Source organism: Gemmatimonadales bacterium, assembly GCA_041390145.1.
Taxonomy (GTDB): Bacteria; Gemmatimonadota; Gemmatimonadetes; order Gemmatimonadales; family GWC2-71-9; genus SPDF01.
In genome coordinates this window covers 394,525-410,635 of the sequence record JAWKQM010000002.1, presented here as the reverse complement: position 1 = coordinate 410,635, position 16,111 = coordinate 394,525, and the positions used below count along the sequence as shown (strand labels likewise).

At 68.1% G+C, this 16,111-nt stretch carries 17 protein-coding genes; 5 read left to right on the top strand and 12 right to left on the bottom strand.

The genetic code is table 11. The features are described from left to right. Positions 1-142 precede the first annotated feature (142 nt). Genes R2910_01875 through R2910_01850 form a run of 6 tightly spaced genes read right to left on the bottom strand, consistent with a single transcriptional unit; the run spans position 143 to position 5,293 of the window. On the bottom strand, positions 143-556 hold the full coding sequence (locus R2910_01875; protein MEZ4411720.1) for a hypothetical protein: 414 nt from the start codon (positions 554-556) through the stop codon (positions 143-145). Further along, positions 553-999, bottom strand: a complete 447-nt coding sequence (locus tag R2910_01870) for a peptidylprolyl isomerase (protein ID MEZ4411719.1) — start codon at positions 997-999, stop codon at positions 553-555. The genes R2910_01875 and R2910_01870 overlap by 4 nt, the downstream gene beginning before the upstream one ends. A 22-nt stretch (positions 1,000-1,021) precedes the next feature. After that, on the bottom strand, positions 1,022-2,230 hold the full coding sequence (locus tag R2910_01865; GenBank protein ID MEZ4411718.1) for an MFS transporter: 1,209 nt from the start codon (positions 2,228-2,230) through the stop codon (positions 1,022-1,024). Further along, positions 2,223-2,885, bottom strand: a complete 663-nt coding sequence (gene nth / locus R2910_01860) for an endonuclease III (protein MEZ4411717.1) — start codon at positions 2,883-2,885, stop codon at positions 2,223-2,225. The genes R2910_01865 and nth overlap by 8 nt, the downstream gene beginning before the upstream one ends. Continuing rightward, positions 2,886-4,619: a helix-hairpin-helix domain-containing protein gene (locus R2910_01855; GenBank protein MEZ4411716.1), complete on the bottom strand. Its 1,734-nt coding sequence runs from the start codon at positions 4,617-4,619 to the stop codon at positions 2,886-2,888. After that, positions 4,616-5,293 carry a hypothetical protein gene (locus R2910_01850; protein ID MEZ4411715.1) on the bottom strand — a complete coding sequence of 226 codons (678 nt, stop codon included), beginning with the start codon at positions 5,291-5,293 and terminating at the stop codon, positions 4,616-4,618. Before R2910_01850 ends, R2910_01855 begins: the two co-directional genes overlap by 4 nt. A gap of 92 nt (positions 5,294-5,385) precedes the next feature. Between R2910_01850 and R2910_01845 the strand changes: the two genes are divergently transcribed. The 5 genes from R2910_01845 to R2910_01825 are packed head-to-tail and all read left to right on the top strand — an operon-like array spanning position 5,386 to position 10,415. Then, on the top strand, positions 5,386-7,866 hold the full coding sequence (locus R2910_01845; protein ID MEZ4411714.1) for a response regulator: 2,481 nt from the start codon (positions 5,386-5,388) through the stop codon (positions 7,864-7,866). 3 nt (positions 7,867-7,869) lie between these two features. Beyond that, positions 7,870-8,241, top strand: coding sequence for a response regulator (locus tag R2910_01840; GenBank protein ID MEZ4411713.1), 372 nt, complete (start codon positions 7,870-7,872; stop codon positions 8,239-8,241). After that, on the top strand, positions 8,238-9,170 hold the full coding sequence (locus R2910_01835) for a hypothetical protein (GenBank protein MEZ4411712.1): 933 nt from the start codon (positions 8,238-8,240) through the stop codon (positions 9,168-9,170). The genes R2910_01840 and R2910_01835 overlap by 4 nt, the downstream gene beginning before the upstream one ends. Beyond that, positions 9,167-9,613: a hypothetical protein gene (locus R2910_01830; protein MEZ4411711.1), complete on the top strand. Its 447-nt coding sequence runs from the start codon at positions 9,167-9,169 to the stop codon at positions 9,611-9,613. The genes R2910_01835 and R2910_01830 overlap by 4 nt, the downstream gene beginning before the upstream one ends. A gap of 4 nt (positions 9,614-9,617) precedes the next feature. Further along, positions 9,618-10,415 carry an anti-sigma factor antagonist gene (locus R2910_01825; GenBank protein ID MEZ4411710.1) on the top strand — a complete coding sequence of 266 codons (798 nt, stop codon included), beginning with the start codon at positions 9,618-9,620 and terminating at the stop codon, positions 10,413-10,415. On the opposite strand, the gene R2910_01820 is transcribed toward R2910_01825, so the two are convergent. Genes R2910_01820 through R2910_01795 form a run of 6 tightly spaced genes read right to left on the bottom strand, consistent with a single transcriptional unit; the run spans position 10,412 to position 16,021 of the window. Beyond that, a complete protein-coding gene (locus R2910_01820) occupies positions 10,412-11,653 on the bottom strand; it encodes a SpoIIE family protein phosphatase (GenBank protein MEZ4411709.1) in 1,242 nt (413 codons plus the stop codon). The genes R2910_01825 and R2910_01820 overlap by 4 nt on opposite strands. Beyond that, the gene (locus R2910_01815) at positions 11,650-12,510 is read right to left on the bottom strand and encodes a patatin-like phospholipase family protein (GenBank protein ID MEZ4411708.1); all 861 of its coding nucleotides are present in this window, start codon (positions 12,508-12,510) and stop codon (positions 11,650-11,652) included. The genes R2910_01820 and R2910_01815 overlap by 4 nt, the downstream gene beginning before the upstream one ends. A gap of 41 nt (positions 12,511-12,551) precedes the next feature. After that, on the bottom strand, positions 12,552-13,391 hold the full coding sequence (locus tag R2910_01810; GenBank protein ID MEZ4411707.1) for an alpha/beta fold hydrolase: 840 nt from the start codon (positions 13,389-13,391) through the stop codon (positions 12,552-12,554). Next, positions 13,375-14,274, bottom strand: a complete 900-nt coding sequence (locus tag R2910_01805) for a histone deacetylase (protein MEZ4411706.1) — start codon at positions 14,272-14,274, stop codon at positions 13,375-13,377. The genes R2910_01810 and R2910_01805 overlap by 17 nt, the downstream gene beginning before the upstream one ends. Further along, the gene (locus R2910_01800; protein ID MEZ4411705.1) at positions 14,271-14,732 is read right to left on the bottom strand and encodes a GAF domain-containing protein; all 462 of its coding nucleotides are present in this window, start codon (positions 14,730-14,732) and stop codon (positions 14,271-14,273) included. Before R2910_01800 ends, R2910_01805 begins: the two co-directional genes overlap by 4 nt. After that, on the bottom strand, positions 14,729-16,021 hold the full coding sequence (locus tag R2910_01795; protein ID MEZ4411704.1) for a M28 family peptidase: 1,293 nt from the start codon (positions 16,019-16,021) through the stop codon (positions 14,729-14,731). Before R2910_01795 ends, R2910_01800 begins: the two co-directional genes overlap by 4 nt. Positions 16,022-16,111: the final 90 nt, after the last annotated feature.

The window sequence follows — 16,111 nt, the reverse complement described above, 5'->3', positions numbered from 1 at the left end:
TCGCATACGTGGACTCCAATTCGGGACGACTTCAGGGACGCTCCGGGCGAACCCGGCGGGAGAGACAGCAAAAACATATCGTGCGAAGGAAAGGGTTGTCAAAGCCGACTTTCATACCCGACCCGGCAAGTCGGCTAACGACTCAGTGGGCGCCAATGGCCTTGGCCTGGCTTGCCGTCAGGGGGACCCGGGTCACGCCAGCTCCATCGAGGGAGATTTCGAAGGCAAAGGCACCGGCCCGGGGGAGGGGCACGTCGAAGACAAGCACCGCCCCCGCCTCAACTTCGGTGACACCGGCGGGCGGCTCGCCGAACTGGACGCTTCCCTCGCCACCCAGCAGTTCGGTGTCATCCTCATCGACGAACCGGATCCGGATCGCGTGGGTGCCGATGTCGGTGCGGCGCCCGCGGACCCGCAGCACCAGGTGGGTCCGCGGGTGGACGGTCGGGAATTCGGCCACCCAAACGTGCTGGAAGATGCCGAGCACGGAGAGCTTGCCCTGCTGGTCGACCAGGGCGTAGTCGGCGATGACCGCAAAATCGAGCCGCAAGCTCATCCGACGCGGATCGACTCGATGACGTCGTTCTTCTGAATCGCGTTCACGATATCCATGCCGTCGGTGACTTGCCCGAAGACGGTATGGACGCGATCGAGGTGCCCCTGTGGCGAATGGCAGATGAAGAACTGGCTGCCGCCGGTATTCTTGCCCGCGTGCGCCATCGACAGCGTGCCGGCGACGTGCCGGTGGGTGTTCTTATCTGTTTCGCACTTGATGGTGTAGCCGGGGCCGCCGGTGCCGACGCGCGGGTTGTTCGCGTCCCGGCTGAGCGGGTCGCCCCCCTGGATCATGAAGTTCGGGATGACCCGGTGAAAGCGGGTGCCGTCGTAGAACTTCTCGTTGGCCAGCTTCTCGAAGTTGGCGACCGTGCCCGGGGTCTCATCGTCAAAGAGGTCGGCGACGATGGTGCCGCGGCTGGTCACGATGGTGGCGGTCTTCATCAGGGAGTCCGTAGGAAGTGAGTCAAGAGGTCAGTGGGGCCCGATCGGCCGGACGGAAAGATAGCGAGGCGGCGGCCAGCCCCGCGACCACCCAGAGCGCACCGGTCCAGTATGGCGCGCCGTACCCGACATGGTCGAACGCCAGGCCTGCCCAGAGCGGCCCGAGGATCCGTGTCAGACTGGCCACCGACTGCATGGAGCCCAGGATCTTCCCCTGTTCGGCGCCACTGACGCTTCGCGACACTTCGGCGGTGAGCATCGGGGCGGCGGAGGCGTTGCCGAAGGCGAGCAGGGCCGTGGCCGGGTAGAGCCAGCGGACGGCGGGGGCGAAGGCGGTGCCGGCGAAGCCCAGCGCCATCACCGTCAATCCGCCCATCGCGATGGCCCGCTCACGACCCGAGGTCGGGATTCGGCGCAGTAGGACACCTTGCACCAGGACGCTGATGATTCCGACCATGGTGAAGAGCCAGGCCGTTCCCTGTGGTCCGAGGCCAAACTGTTCCCGGGTGTAGACGGCGTAGTTCGACTGGAGCCCCGCCATTGCGAAGCTGATGGCGAAGAACGCCACGAAGATCCGCCGGACGCCCGGTCGGCGGATGGCCTCGCCAAGGTGACCGAGGGGGTGCAGGTCGGCGAGCCGGAAGGGGGTGCGGGTCCGCTTGGCCGGCGGCAGCGATTCCGGGAGGATGAAGTACCCGAGCGTCATGGTCGCCAGGGAGAGGATGCCCGCGGCAAACGCCGGCGCCCGCAGGCTCCAGTGGCTGAGAATGCCGCCGAGGGCCGGACCGATGATGAACCCGAGCCCGAAGGCGGCCCCGACCAGGCCAAAGTTCTTGGCGCGGTCCTCGGGCGCGGACACATCGGCGATGTACGCCTGGGCAGTCGAGATGTTGCCGCCGGTGAAGCCGTCGAGCAGCCGGGCCAGGAACAGGAGCCAGAGCGTCTGGGCGAAGCCGAAGAGGAAGTAGCCGACGCCGGTGCCGAACACGCTCAGCAGGAGGACGGTCCGCCGTCCGACGCGGTCGGAGATGGCACCGAGGACGGGGCTGGCCAGGAACTGCGCGGCGGCGAAAGTCAGGCTGAGGAGCCCGACGGTGAGCGCGTCGCTGCGGAACTCCGCCACGATATAGGGAATGACGGGGACAAGAATCCCCACCCCGAGCAGGTCGAGAAAGACGGTCAGGAAGATGAAGATGAGCGGCCGGTTGGCCGGCGCGCGCTTGCTATCCATGCGCGGCTCGCCTGGCGCTGGGGCATTCCATCGCGATCGGACACGCGGCGCAGTTCGGGCGGCGCGCGACGCAGATGGCGCGGCCGTGGCTGATGAGCAAATGGGACAGGAGCGTCCACTTCGCCTGGGGGAAGAGGGCCATCAGGTCCCGCTCCACTTTTTCCGGGTCGGTGGCTGATGTCAGCTTCAGCAGGCGTGTGATCCGTCCGACGTGGGTGTCGACCGTGATCCCGTCATTGCGGCCGAAGGCGTTTCCGAGAATCACGTTGGCGGTCTTGCGGCCGACGCCGGGCAAGTCGCGCAACTCCGCCATGCTGTCCGGCACCTCGCCGCCGTGGCGCGCCACGAGGGCCGCCGCCATGGCGAGGAGGTTTTTCGCCTTGGTGCGGAAAAAGCCAGTGGACCGGATCAGGTCCTCCACTTCGTCCTGGGTTCCGTCGGCGAGCGCCGCGGCATCGGGAAACCGCGCGAAGAGTGCCGGCGTCACCAGGTTGACCCGGGCGTCGGTGCACTGCGCCGAGAGGATGGTCGCGACGAGGAGCTGATAGGGGTCCGCATGGTCCAGCGCGCAGTGCGCGTCGGGGTAGGCCCGCTCGAGCGTGGCGAGAATCCTCCTGGCTCTGGCGGCGCGCGCCGATGCGGATTCGCGGGCCACTCAGCCTCGCCGGGCGCTTCCGAACGCCAGAAATCCTTCAGCCGTGCGGGTGTTCAGCACCTCGTCGGGCCCGAGCCATCCCTTGCGGGCAATCCCGACGCCGTAGGGAACATTGCCGAGGCCCGCCAGGTTGTGCGCATCCGAGCCGATGGAAATCATGACGCCGTGGGCGCGCGCGCTGCGCAACACACGCCAGTCGAGATCGAGCCGGTGCGGGTCGGCGTTGATCTCGATGGCCACGCCGACCGCCCCGGCTTTGGCGAAGATCGCCTCGAGGGCGATCGCGTAGGCGTCGCGCGAAAGGAGGAGGCGCCCGGTGGGGTGGCCCAGGATGGTGAGGTAGGGGTTGTCGAGCGCGGTGAGGACGCGCGCCGTCATTTCCGGGCCGCTGAGGTTGAAGCGGCTGTGGATCGAGCCAATCACGAAATCGAGTTTGGCGAGAACGTCGTTCTCGTAGTCCAGGCGACCGTCGACCAGGATGTCGGCCTCGATGCCGTGCAGGATCCGGAATCCCGGCATCCCGGTCCTGACCTCCGCAATTTCGGCCGCCTGGCGCATCAGCGACTCGGGCGAGAGTCCGCCTGCGTAGGCCGCGGACTGGCTGTGATCGGTGATCCCGATCCACTCGTAGCCGGCGTCCCGGACCCCGCGGGCAAGGTCGGCCACGGAGTTGGATCCGTCGGAATAGTTGGTGTGGCAATGGAGGAAACCGCGGAGGTCTGCCTCCTCGATCAGTGTGGGAAGCACGTGATCCGCGGCGGCGGCGATCTCTCCGCCCCCTTCGCGCAACTCCGGTGGAATCCAGGGCAGGTCGAGTGCCTGGTAGAGAGCGGCCTCGTCCGGCGTCGGCACGAACTCGCTGCCACGCCAGAGCGCCGCGCCGCGCAGGGTACAGCCACGGGCGGCCGCCCGCTCCTCGAGCTGGCGCACGTGGGCATCGCTGCCCGTCGCCTGCACCAGTACGGCGCCGGCGTTCAGCGGGGGCGTGACGATGATCTGGGCGCTGGTGCCACCGACGAAGCGCAGGGTCACGTGACGCTCGTCCTGCCCGGCAAATTCGTGGACGCTCGGCACCTGGCTCAGGCGGGCAAAAATGTCGGCGGCGGGCACCTCGGCCGTGACGACGATGACCACTTCGCGGACCACCTCGCAGCGGCGCCGCACGTCACCGGCCGCCGTCGCGTGCAGGACACCGGGCACTCGGCTGAGCGCTTCGGTCAGGGCGCGCGCCTCCTCGGCCGCGTGGTGGGCCAGGCGGAAGGCGCTGGCCTGGCGGAGGAAGGCGATGCTCTTGCGGATGTTGTCGGCGGTCTTCTGTCCGAACCGCGGGAGGGCGGCCAGCCGACCGTCCAGGGCGGCGGCTTCGAGTTCGGGGAGCGAGTCGATGCCCAGCGTCTCGTGAATCTGCCGGATCTTGGCGACACCGAGACCCGAGATCGACAGCATCTCGACCAGCCCGGGAGGGACCTGGCCCCGCAGCTCCTCGAGGAGAGCGCTCCGGCCGGTGCTGGCCAGTTCGTTGATGACCTCGAGCGTGGCCGGCCCGACTCCCTTGGTGGCGGCGAGCGAGCCGTCTTGCAGCGCCTGCTGCAGCGTCTCGGGCAGCCCCCCAACCGCTCGGGCGACCGTCTTGAAGGTCCGGACCCGAAAGAGGTTCTCGCCCTTGAGTTCCATGAACGAGGCGATCTGCTCCAGGGCGTCGGCGACCGCGCGCTTCTCCAGCCGGTCGGTCATGCATCCTCCGATTGGGCGCTTATGAGCGCAGGATGGGCAAGCACACGCGCCGCCAGGTCCACCAATTCGTCCGGCTCGACCACCGAGTGGAGGCCGGCGAAGGCGCCGCCGTCGAGTGACGGGGCAAAGAGCGGGGTGCCATCGTGACGGACGTCGCGCCCAGTGGGCGTGCCGCCCGCCTCCGCCACGGTGAAACCGTCCCGCGCGGCGTGCACCCCGAAGATCCCAAGCACGCGGAGGTGCCCGTCGTGCCCGGTATGGACGAAGCAGCCGTCGAGGGGCTCCCATGGCCCGGGATTGGAGAGGGAGGCCCAGATCAGCCGCTCGGGGAACTGAAGGTATCCGGGTCCGGCGGGCGCGCCGGTGCTCCCGCTGGCGACTCCCTCCGCGAGCAGGCGCCGCAGCTCGGGGGTGGCGAGCGACCAGACCGTCCGCCCTGAAGCCCAGAACAGGTAGACATGGTGAAGCAGGGCCGTCAGTTCGTCGAGCCCGCCATCCGCACCGCCCTCGTCGGGACGCAACTCGCGGAGCAGGGTCATGGCGGGGAGGGTCAGCAGGAAGGCGTCGCGATTGGCGGGGTCGGCCTTGGCCGCGGCGAGGGCGTCCCGAATGCCGGGGAAGTGTTCCGGCGCCAGCCCGGAAAAGACGAGTTCAAACGGCGTCGGCCGATCCATTACCGAAACATAATCCCTCTGGCGAGAGGCCTCAGGTATCGGTAGCTTGACGCCTCGGGGTGGTCGCGAGGTTTTTTCTGACGGAGGCGGCGGTGGTCAAGACCCGCAGCATCGCCACCAAGGTGGCGCTGGTCGTGTCGGCGGTCGTGATTGGCGCGCTCGCCCTTACCGGCTGGTTTGCCCTGAAGCGGTCCGACGCTGAACTTGTGCGTCTCCAACTCTCCCAGGCAAGCACCCGGCTGACCACCAATCTCGGCATCGCCCAGCGCATCTTCGACGAACGGTTCCCCGGCCCGTGGCAAATGGCGGCGGGGACGCCGCTGATTTTCGGTGCCGGGCCAGCCGCTCCCGCCGAGACCCTGACCACCCAGCTCTTCAAGGGCCGCGCCCCCATCTACGGCAACGCCGAGGTAACCGCGGCGCTGGTGGAGCTGTCGCGCCTGACGGGCACCAAGCTCAGCATCGCGCAGCGCGCCGGCAACGATCGGGCGCTCCGCTTGGCGACCAGTGACACCCTGACGGTGACAGCCGGCCCGCTCACGGTGATGCCGTCGCGCGATCCGGAAACCGGGGAGCCGGTCGCGGCTGGCCTGGCCCTGGCCCAGGGGGAGGTCGTCGACGGCCGGGCCACCATCGGCGAGGACGACTGGACGCTCTACTGGCCGATTCGGGAAACAGGCACGAACACGGCGATCCTCGGCGTGTTCTACGCGGCGACGCCGTATGCCCCGTTTGCGGCTGCGGCGAAGGACGCCTCGCGGCAGGTGGCGGAAGGGCTGGTACCGCTGGTGCTCCTGATCGCCCTGGGATCCTCCCTGCTGCTCTTTGTGCTCACCCGCGGCATGCTCCGCCCCCTCCGCGCCATTCATGCCGCCGTGTCGCGCCTCGGCGAGGGGGAGTGGCCGCAGGAAGTGAAGGTCCGGAGCCGCGATGAGGTCGGCGCGCTGGCCGGCGCCTTCAACCGGATGGCGGCGGACCTGCGGCAGACCTATGCCACCATCGAGGACAAGGTCAAGCTGCGGACACGTGAACTCGAGGAGAGCAATGCTGCGCTTGGCCAGGCGCGGGAAGCGGCCGACGTGGCCAACAAGGCAAAGAGCCGCTTCCTCGCCAACATGAGCCACGAACTCCGGACCCCGCTCAACGCGATCATCGGGTACAGCGAGATTCTCGAGGAAGAAGCGGAGGATCGCCAGCTCGATGACCTCGTGCCGGACCTCCGGAAGATTCACGGTGCCGGCCGGCACCTCCTGCAGTTGATCAACGACATCCTCGATCTCTCGAAAGTCGAGGCGGGGAAGATGGACCTCTACCTCGAAACGTTCGCCGTGCGGGCGATGCTCGAGGATGTGGTCAGCACGATTCAGCCGCTGGTCGCACAGAAGCACAACACCCTTGTCGTCGACTGCCCCGATGACGTCGGAAGCATTCACGCGGACATGACCAAGCTGCGGCAGTCGCTCTTCAACCTGCTGAGCAACGCGTCGAAGTTCACCGACGCCGGCACGGTGACCCTGCGGGTGCGGGCGGAGGTGGTCGACGGGCAGCGCTGGGTGCGGATGGCGGTACAGGACAGCGGCATTGGCATGACCCCGGAACAGGTGCAACGGCTCTTTCAGCCCTTCACACAGGCGGATGCGTCCACGACCCGCAAGTACGGGGGTACAGGCCTTGGCCTGACGATCACCAAGCGGTTCGCCGAGCTGATGGGCGGCACCGTCACGGTGGAGAGCGTGCAAGGCCAGGGTTCGACCTTCACGCTGGTGCTCCCCGCGGAGGTTGCGGCGCGCCCCGTCACCAGTGATCACGTGGCGCTCATGGCGGGCCCGAAGGGGATGGTCCTCGTCATCGACGATGACCCGGCCATGCACGACCTGGTGCGGCGCACCCTTGAGAAAGAGGGGATCGCCGTCATTCCGGCGTTGAACGGGGAGGAAGGGATCGCGCTGGCCCGCCAGCTCAAGCCCGCCGTGATCACGCTCGACGTGATGATGCCCGGCAGTGACGGCTGGAACGTGCTGCGAACGCTCAAGGCGGATCCCGACCTGGCGAAGATCCCGGTCGTGATGCTGACCATCATTGACGACAAGAACCTCGGCTTTTCGCTCGGCGCGTCGGAATACCTGACCAAGCCGGTGGACCGGGAGCGCCTGGTCCGGGTGATCCGTCGCTTTCGGCACGAGGGGGGCGGGCGCGCCCTTGTCGTCGATGACGACGATGCGGCGCGAGACCGGATGCGGGAGCTGCTCCGCAGCGAGTCGTGGGAGGTCAACGAGGCGCGGAACGGGCTGGAAGGACTCGAGGCGCTCGGTCGGGGCCTCCCCGACCTCATCCTGCTCGACCTGATGATGCCGGAAATGAATGGGTTTGAATTTCTTGCGGCGCTGCGCGGCCGTGAGGGGGGCGAACAGGTGCCGGTGGTGGTGGTCACGGCACACGACCTGACCGCGGAGGAGCGCGAGCATCTCTCGACGCACGTCGCCCGCGTTTTCGACAAGGACCATCTGGACAGCGAGGCGCTGGTATCAGAGATGAAGCGCCTGCTCTCAGAAGCCGGCGCGGGGGAGGGGTAGGCGGTGGCCAAGATCCTGCTGGTAGAAGACAACGAACTGAACCGGGACATGCTCTCCCGCCGGCTCACGCGACGGGGCTACACCGTCGTCGTCGCCGAGGACGGCGAGCGCGGCCTCGAACTGGTGCGCGCCGAGCGGCCCGACCTGGTCCTGATGGACATGAGCCTGCCGGGCATCGACGGCTGGGAGGCGACGCGCCGCCTCCGTGCCGACCCCGACATCGCCGATGTCCGCGTGATCGCACTGACCGCGCACGCCATGTCCGGCGACCGGGAGCGTGCCATCGAGGCGGGCTGCAACGATTACGATACAAAGCCGGTTGAAATGGACCGCCTCCTGCTGAAGATCACCACCCTCCTTGGAGCGACGCCGTGACCACATCGTTTCGGCGTTCGCACGCCGCCTTCCTGCTCCTGATAGGCGCGCTGGCGTGCAGCAGCGGTGGATCGGGAACCGCCGTCGAGGCGCCGGCTCCCGCCGTGGCACCCGCGGAGGTACCCCCCGTCATGGTGGAGCCGGCCCCGGCACCGTCGTTCGAGGGTGTCGCGACCGGCAACGGCTGGGTGGATGGCTCGGCGACGGCGGAGACCAGCACCCGCTACTTCCGCGAGGTGTCCGGCACGCGCGGGCAGGTCTTTGAACTCAAGGGCGATGCGCTAGGCGACGAAAAGAACAAGGCCTGCGGCACCGATTGGCGGGCCTCCATGGCACGGTCGGTGGTCCTGGTGACGCCCGATGCGGGCAAGGGCACAGTGGGATTCACCCTCAACGCCACCGCCACGGCACAGCGCGGCTTCTGGCGCACCAAGGCGACGTTGAGCTGCACGACGCTGAACCGGACGGACGCGCAGGCCGCCACGATGGCCCGGGGGCAGGCCTGGATTTCCCTCGGGGGCGGGGCCGCCGATCGCGATCAACTGGTGATCGAGACGGCAGGGTCCACCTCGGGCGAGTGGGCGCTGAGCGTGACCGATACGGCGGGGCAGAAGTATGCCACCGACCAGGTCGGGTCAACGCTGGTCGCGGCGGTGCCAGGCGCCGGGGCCTATTCCGTGGCGGCCTCGGTGACGGCGCGCGCCGCGACCGCCGGCGGAAAGGATTCGTGGAGCAGCGGTTGCGTGCGACGGTCAAGGTCAGCAGCCTGCGCAACGCCCTGGCATCCGCCCTCGGCACTCCGCCCCTGCAGAACCTCGACCTTCCATTCTCGGTGGACGTGCCCGCCTCGGTGCTTGCCGATCCGATCAGGGCCGCGCTCGCCGGGTACCAGCCCTGCGCGACGAAGCCAGGCTGTGGTGGGAAGGTGAGCGACCTCTCCGTCAGCTCCGCGTCCGTCTGGGCGGCCGGTGGCGGTGCGGTCGTGGAGCTGACGCTGGTCGGCAAGAAGCAGTCTCCCCTGGCTGTCCGGCTGGTCGGCATCACCGAAGTTCAGTCGGACTCTCTTCGACTGGGCAACCTCCGTCTCGCGGAGGGGCAGGCGCATGTGAGCAAGAAGAAAGCTCTCGGCGCGGCCGTCGCCTTTTTTGCAGCCAGAGCCTCGACGGTGGCAGCGCCGTTGGCTCCCGAGTCTTCCGCCGCGGAGTCGAGACTCCGTGCACGGCTCCCGGTACGGGTTGGCGAGCTCTGCCTCGAGGCACCGTCAGGGCCCGCCACGTTCCTGGGCAGCATGCCGGCGGCCGACTCGACGGCGTTTCGCGCCGTCTTCGGCTTGACGCCGAATGCGCTGCGGGCCTGCGGGCGGTCGAAGTAGTCGCATGACACTTGTGCGGGTGGTGCACACGGTGGCGCGCCTGGATGCCCTGGCCGGACTGCTGGACGTGGCGGTCCACGCCGCGCGCGAGTCGGGGGCGGGTGACGAGGGGGAGCACGACGTGCGGCTGGCCGCGGAAGAGGTGCTGATCAACGTGATCAACCACGCCTATCCCGAGGGGGCGCCGGGCCCGCTGGTGCTGCGCGCGCGCGTGGAACCTGGCGCGCTCACCCTGACGGTGCAGGACGAGGGCACACCCTTCGCTCCCGTGCAGGCGCCGGCACCGGATCTTGGATCCGAATGGGCGGATCGACGGATCGGCGGGCTGGGCTGGCACCTGGTCGGCAAGTTGATGGACGAGGTGCGGCACCGCGATCTTGGTGAGCGCGGCAACGAACTGACGATGATCAAGCGATTCGGGGCTGCCGGATCGCTTCCTACCACTACGCTGGGGCAAGGCGCCATGCAAATCGAAGTCGAACGACGCGGTCAGGTGACCGTCGCCGGAGTGAATGGAAACGTGGACGGCCTCACGTCAGCCGAGTTGAGCCGGGTGCTGGGCGGTGAGGTGGCGGAGGGGGGGCACCAGATGGTCGTGTCGCTGGCAGGGGTCGACTACACCAGCAGCGCGGGTCTCCGCGTCTTGCTGGCGGTGGTCAAGGACGCCCGAAGCCGCGGCGGCGATGTCCGCCTCGCGGCGGTGCGGGACAACGTGCGCAAGGTACTGGAACTCAGCGGCTTCACCAGCATCCTTAAACTCTATCCCGACGTCGATGCCGCGGTAGCGAGCTTCGGCGGCTAGGACTCGCCCGGAAGGCGGCGTACGGCCAGGAGGGTGATGTCATCCGACTGCTCGGCCCCGCCGGCCCACTGGTCCACCGCAGCGAGCAACCCGTCGAGCGTCTCCTCGGCTGAGAGCCCTCCTGCCTGTACGGTCTCCAACGCGCGTGCTTCCCCAAACAACTCTTCGCCTGCGTCGGTCCTGGCCTCGGTGACACCATCGGTCCAGGCGACCAGCGATTCGCCTGGGGCGAGCGTCGTGTGTGCCACTGTGAACGGCAGCCCCGGCATCAGGCCGAGCGCCGGGCCCGTGGGTGGGAGCTCGCGCGTGCCGTGCGGCCCCACGACGACCGGCGGCTCTTGCCCCGCGTTGATGTACTGCACCAGGCCGGTGTCGCTGTCCACGATGGCGAAGAAAACGGTGGCGAACATGTTCGAACTGCCGTGGGTGCCGGCGACGTAGTCGTTGACGAGAGTGATGGTCCGAAGCAGATGATTCGTCACGGCGGCCGCGCGGGGCCCGGAGTCCCGGCGCCGCTCCCGGGTCGTGCCGCGATCGCTCCACCGGACGCCGTCGGATTGTTCCGCCAGCGCGCGGAGCAGGCTTCGGAAGAGGGCCATGAACAGGGCGGCGCCGACGCCCTTGTCGCAGACGTCCCCGATCGCCACCACCATTTCGTTTCCGCCGGCCAGCGGGAAGAGGTCATAGAAATCCCCGCCGACGAGCTTGGCTGAGCGGAGGCGTGCGGCGAACTCGAAGCCGTTCATCGCTGGCAGGCTGGCCGGGAGGAAATGCGCCTGGATCTCCCTGCCGATCTCGAGCTCCCGCACCAGGCTCTTCTGGTAGAGCTGCTCCCGCTCGCGCAGACGCTTGCGGGCGAGCGAGGCGCCGAGGCGCGCCTGCAGGATCAGCGGATCGAACGGCTTCGGGAGGTAGTCGTCGGCACCCAGTTCAATGCAGCGGGCGATGCTCTCCTTTTCGTCGATGGCGGAGATCATGATGACCGGCACCTGCCGGAGCAACTCGTCGGCCGCCATCGCCTCCAGCACTTCGTAGCCGTTCAGGTTCGGCATCATGATGTCCAGCAACACGACATCGACGGGCCGGGTCCGCAGCGTTTCCAGCGCCTGTACGCCGTCCTCCGCCAGCAGGATCTCGTGCCCGAGCCGCCGAACTCGGCGGGCGAGGAGGTCGCGGTTCATCTCGACGTCATCCACGACGAGGATCTGGGCAGGCGCGTCGGCGGTCTTGTCGCTCACGCCGGCACCTCCGCCAGCAGCTTGCGGATATAGGGGATATGCGGCATGGCCGCCCGCCGGCCCTCCTCGATGACATAGGGGATCTTGTTCGTGTCGAAGATGCCCACCCGCTGTTTGAACTCCGGCAAGATCGGAATCACCTCGGTGAAGTGGGTGAGGTTGTGGAAGGCGAACCGCGAGCGAAGGAGATTGTTGGACATGATGCCTGTCAGCTGGAGCCCGAGTCGCATCGGACTGGTGAAGCGACTGAGACTGGGACTCTCGAACCCCATCGCCAGGATCACGCCGGCTCGCTCCTGGATGGCGACGTTGACAGGCAATGGGTCGGACAGGAAGCCATCCATCAGGAGATCCGTACCGATGCGCTTCGGGGCAAAGACAAACGGGATCGCCACGCTCGCGCGCATCGCTTCCCAGAGCAGCCCCTCCGACAGCACCACCTGGAGGCCAGTGTGGAAATGGGTGGCGGTGATATAGAGGGGAATCTGTGTGTCGCCAAAGGTGCGCGCCCCGAATGCGGTCTGCAGTCGTTCGTTGAGGAGACGATCGTCGCGAAAGGAGAAATCGGTCGAGAAGCCGAAGAGGCGTGGGAAGGCGGCGCGGAGGAGCGCGATCCGCCGCGGGCGCGAGGTGGTCTCCCGGGTCCAGAGGCGCATGGTCAGGTCGATGGTTTCGCCGACCGTCCAGCCAAGCGCGGCGGCGGAGGCGTAGATGGAGCCCGCGCTGCACCCCACCACCAGGTCGATGTTGATTCCCTCGTCGCGGAGCGCCTGTTGAAGGCCGAGCGCCGCGGCGCACTTGACGCCGCCGGATCCGATAACGAGGGCAATGCGGCTGCGCGGCGGCTCGATGGTCATGGGGGAAGGATGCTGCCGCCCTGTGCGGGGCGCAACAGCGATCAGGCGGGAAGGAAGCCGTCGAGGAGCCGGCGGAACTCCTCGAACGCCTCGACATAGGGCACATGCCCGCAGTTTGCCAGGAGGTGGAACGGCGCGTTGATCGTCTCGGCGAGGGCCCGGGCGGACTCCGCGGGAATCGGGTCGTCGTCGCCGTGCAGGACAATGGCGGGGAGGCGCAGGCCGGCCAGGGCTGGCCTCAGGTCGTAGTCGCCGAGGCTGTCCCAGACTTCCTGTTGCGTGCGACCGGTCACCCGAAAGGGGGTGAGTCCGGTCACCTTGGCGGGGTCATGGAAATATCCGGCCACGGAGAGCTCGAATACTCGACGCTGATAGGCGTCGGGGTCACGCTCGCGCAGGCCGCTGGCCCGGAGGGCGACACGCTCCTCCTGCAGCGCCGGGGCCATGGTGCGCGCCGACAAGCGGTCCTCAAACGCCGCCCGGGCCGCCCGCCATGCCGGGGCGGGGGAGACGAGGGCGAGTCGTTCCACCCGATCAGGGTGCTCCGTTGCGTAGAGCAGCGACAGGAGCCCGCCCCAGGAATATCCGGCCAGGGTCAGGCGTTCCAAGCCCCAGATCTGCCGAAGCGCTTCGAGGTCCGCCACCTGCTCCCGCCAACCGACCGGAACCTCGCGCGGCACCGCGGAGCGTCCTCCGCCGCGTTGATCGTAGTAGATCAGCGTGCGACCGGTGGCCAGCGCGTCGAAGCCCGGAAGGAGGTAATCGTGGTGCGCGCCCGGTCCGCCATGCAGGACGATGGTGGCCGGCCCACTGCCCACCCGTCGTTCGAAGAGGGTTATGCCGCGCACATCGCGCATGCAGGTCTCAACCGAATGCGGCACGCAGTTCCTCCACCGTATTGGCATGGATGGTCACGATGTCTTCCATGCGCTCGGCGTAGCCGCCGGCCAGGGTGACGGCGACCGGCAGACCGCGCCGCGCGCAGGCGTCGAAGACGCGGCGATCCCGCGCCCGAAGCCCATCCACGGAGAGGCCGAGCCGACCGAATCGGTCACCCGCAAAGGGATCGGCACCGGCCAGGTAGAAGACGAGTTCGGGGGCCGCCTCATCCAGCACCTCGTCCAGATGCCGGTCGAGGGTGGCGAGGTAGCTGTCGTCCCCGGCGCCATCGGGCAACTCCACGTCGAGCCGGCTCTGTTCACGATGAAAGGGGTAGTTGCGCTCGCCGTGCATTGAAAAGGTGTGGACGTCCTCGTCGCCCTCGAAAATCCGGGCAGTACCGTTGCCCTGGTGCACATCGAGATCGATCACCGCCACACGGCGGAGCTGCCCCTCGCGCTGGAGGACCCTCGTGGCCACGGCGACGTCGTTGAAGACGCAGAACCCCTCGCCTCGCTCGGCAAAGGCGTGGTGCGTCCCACCCGCCAGATTGATCCCGGCGCCCGTTGCGAGCGCGTCGCGGGCGGCCTCAACGGTGCCCTGCACGGTGCGGAACGATCGCTCGCGGAGGCCAGGACCCCAGGGAAAACCGAGGCGGCGCACGGCGGATTCCGGCAGCGTTCCGTCTTCGATCGATGCCACGTATTCAGAGGTATGGACCAGCACCAGCGCCGTTCGCTCGACCCGCTCAGGCTCGTGGATGGCGTCGGCCGGGAGGAGGCCCCGCGCGACCACGCCGTCGCGGACCGCCTGGTACTTGGCGATTGGGAAACGGTGTCCTGCGGGGAGCGCGACGGAGAAGCGGGAAGAGGACCAGGCTCTCACAGCAGGACGGCGAGGGCGTCCGCCACCTGGCGGACGGCTGCTTCTTCCGCCGGGGTGAAGGGGTCGGGGACGTCGCTGTCGATATCGATCTGCCCGAGGATGGCCGCCCCACGCCGGATCAACACGACAAGTTCCGAGCGGGTGTCCAGATTGCAGGCGAGGTAGTTCCCGACGGCCTGCACATCACCGACGTTCTGGTCCTGCCCGGTGGCCACCGCGGTGCCGCAGACGCCGGTTCCGACGGCGATGCGGGTATGGTCGGTGGCCCGGCCGCTCCACGCCTCGAGCACCAACTCCGAGCCGTGGAGCATGTAGAGGTAGACCGAGGTGTACGGCGGACCCGCCTCGCGAATCCGGTCGGCGGCGAGTTGGAGCAGGCCCTGGCGGCCGACATCGTGCGTAAACGCGCCGCGGAGCGCGGCGACGACGCGATCGGCATCCAGCACCGGCCCGCTCATCCGCCGCGCTTGCCCAGCGTCACATCCAGGCCCATGGTCTTCCCGTCGCGCACCACCACGATGACGACCTTGTCGCCTGGCCGGTAGGCACGGAGCGCATCGGTCATCCCCGCCAGGTCGGCGACGTCATAGTCGCCAATCTTGATGATCTTGTCGCCACCCTTCATTCCTCCCACTTCGGCGGGGCTGCCCTTCGACACACCGGTGATCAGCACGCCCCCGCTCTCGCCGGAGGCCATGTCCGGCACCGTGCCGAGATATGCGCCGTAGCCGGACGTGGCGGCGGCGCCGCCCTTGGGGGCCGGCGGCGGGACATCGACGAAGGTCAGGCGCGACGGCCGGTTGCCGAGCGTCGTCGCCATTGCGGCCGCGAAGTCCGCAATCCGCACCAGCCCCTGGGCGTTGATCTTGTCCCAGTCGTCGGTGCTCCGGTGGTAGTCGCCGTGGAGGTCGGAGAAGTAGTGAAGGACGGGGATCTTGGCCGCATAGAACGAGGTCTGGTCGCTCGGGCCGTACCCCTCCGGTTGTGGGCGGAGGTCAAACTTGGCGTGCCAGTTGAGCGAGTCGAGCAGCGCGGGGAATTCGGTGGCGGTGCCCGTGCCGTAGACGATGAGCTTGTCGTTCTTGAGCCGGCCCACCATGTCGAGATTGATCATCGCCTCGGTGGCGCTGAGCGGGTAGATCGGATGCTTGACGTAGTAGTCAGAGCCGAGGAGCCCGAGCTCCTCACCGCTGAAGGCGATGAACACGATCGTCCGGGCCGTCGGTGCCGCCTGCAGGATCGTCGCGATGGTAAACAGTGCAGCCGTACCGGAGGCGTTGTCGTCCGCGCCATTGTGGACCCGGCCGGTGCTGTCGGGATCGAGGGAGCCGAAGCCACCGAGCCCCAGGTGATCGTAGTGGGCGCCGATGATGACGGTCTCATTCCGGAGCGCAGGGTCGCGTCCGGGAATGATGCCGATGACATTCTTCCCGTGCAGTTCGCCAAGGTTCGCGTGTTGGACGGCTGGGGCGTCCTTGGAAACCGTGAAGGGCTGAAACCACCCGCCGGGGGCTGGCTGCAGCCCGATTTGCGCAAAGCGCCGCGCGACGTAGGCCGCGGCCGAGTCGGCGCCGGCGGTGCCGGTCAGGCGGCCGCCGAGTTCGTCGGCCGCGAGGACCTTGACGTCGGTCTGGGCGCGCGTGGCGGCTTGGTCGAGGGAAGGAGCGGCGGTCTGGGCGGCCAAAGGGGAGGCCAGGAGCACGCCGAAGAGGACACCGAGGGAGTACCGAACAATTTGGCGGGTCACGGGAGGCTCGAAGGTTGAATACCGGCAGGGTTGCCGGGGGTGATCGAACACCTAAGATTCTAACCCCGGAGAGCGCCCGACCCAAGTTGC

Excerpts from the sequence above, each read along its gene's own strand:
- R2910_01875 (MEZ4411720.1), bottom strand. The coding sequence starts at position 556 with ATGAGCTTGCGGCTCGATTTTGCGGTCATCGCCGACTACGCCCTGGTC.
- R2910_01870 (MEZ4411719.1), bottom strand. The coding sequence starts at position 999 with ATGAAGACCGCCACCATCGTGACCAGCCGCGGCACCATCGTCGCCGAC.
- R2910_01865 (MEZ4411718.1), bottom strand. The coding sequence starts at position 2,230 with ATGGATAGCAAGCGCGCGCCGGCCAACCGGCCGCTCATCTTCATCTTC.
- R2910_01855 (MEZ4411716.1), bottom strand. The coding sequence starts at position 4,619 with ATGACCGACCGGCTGGAGAAGCGCGCGGTCGCCGACGCCCTGGAGCAG.
- R2910_01850 (MEZ4411715.1), bottom strand. The coding sequence starts at position 5,293 with ATGGATCGGCCGACGCCGTTTGAACTCGTCTTTTCCGGGCTGGCGCCG.
- R2910_01825 (MEZ4411710.1), top strand. The coding sequence starts at position 9,618 with ATGACACTTGTGCGGGTGGTGCACACGGTGGCGCGCCTGGATGCCCTG.
- R2910_01815 (MEZ4411708.1), bottom strand. The coding sequence starts at position 12,510 with ATGACCATCGAGCCGCCGCGCAGCCGCATTGCCCTCGTTATCGGATCC.
- R2910_01800 (MEZ4411705.1), bottom strand. The coding sequence starts at position 14,732 with ATGAGCGGGCCGGTGCTGGATGCCGATCGCGTCGTCGCCGCGCTCCGC.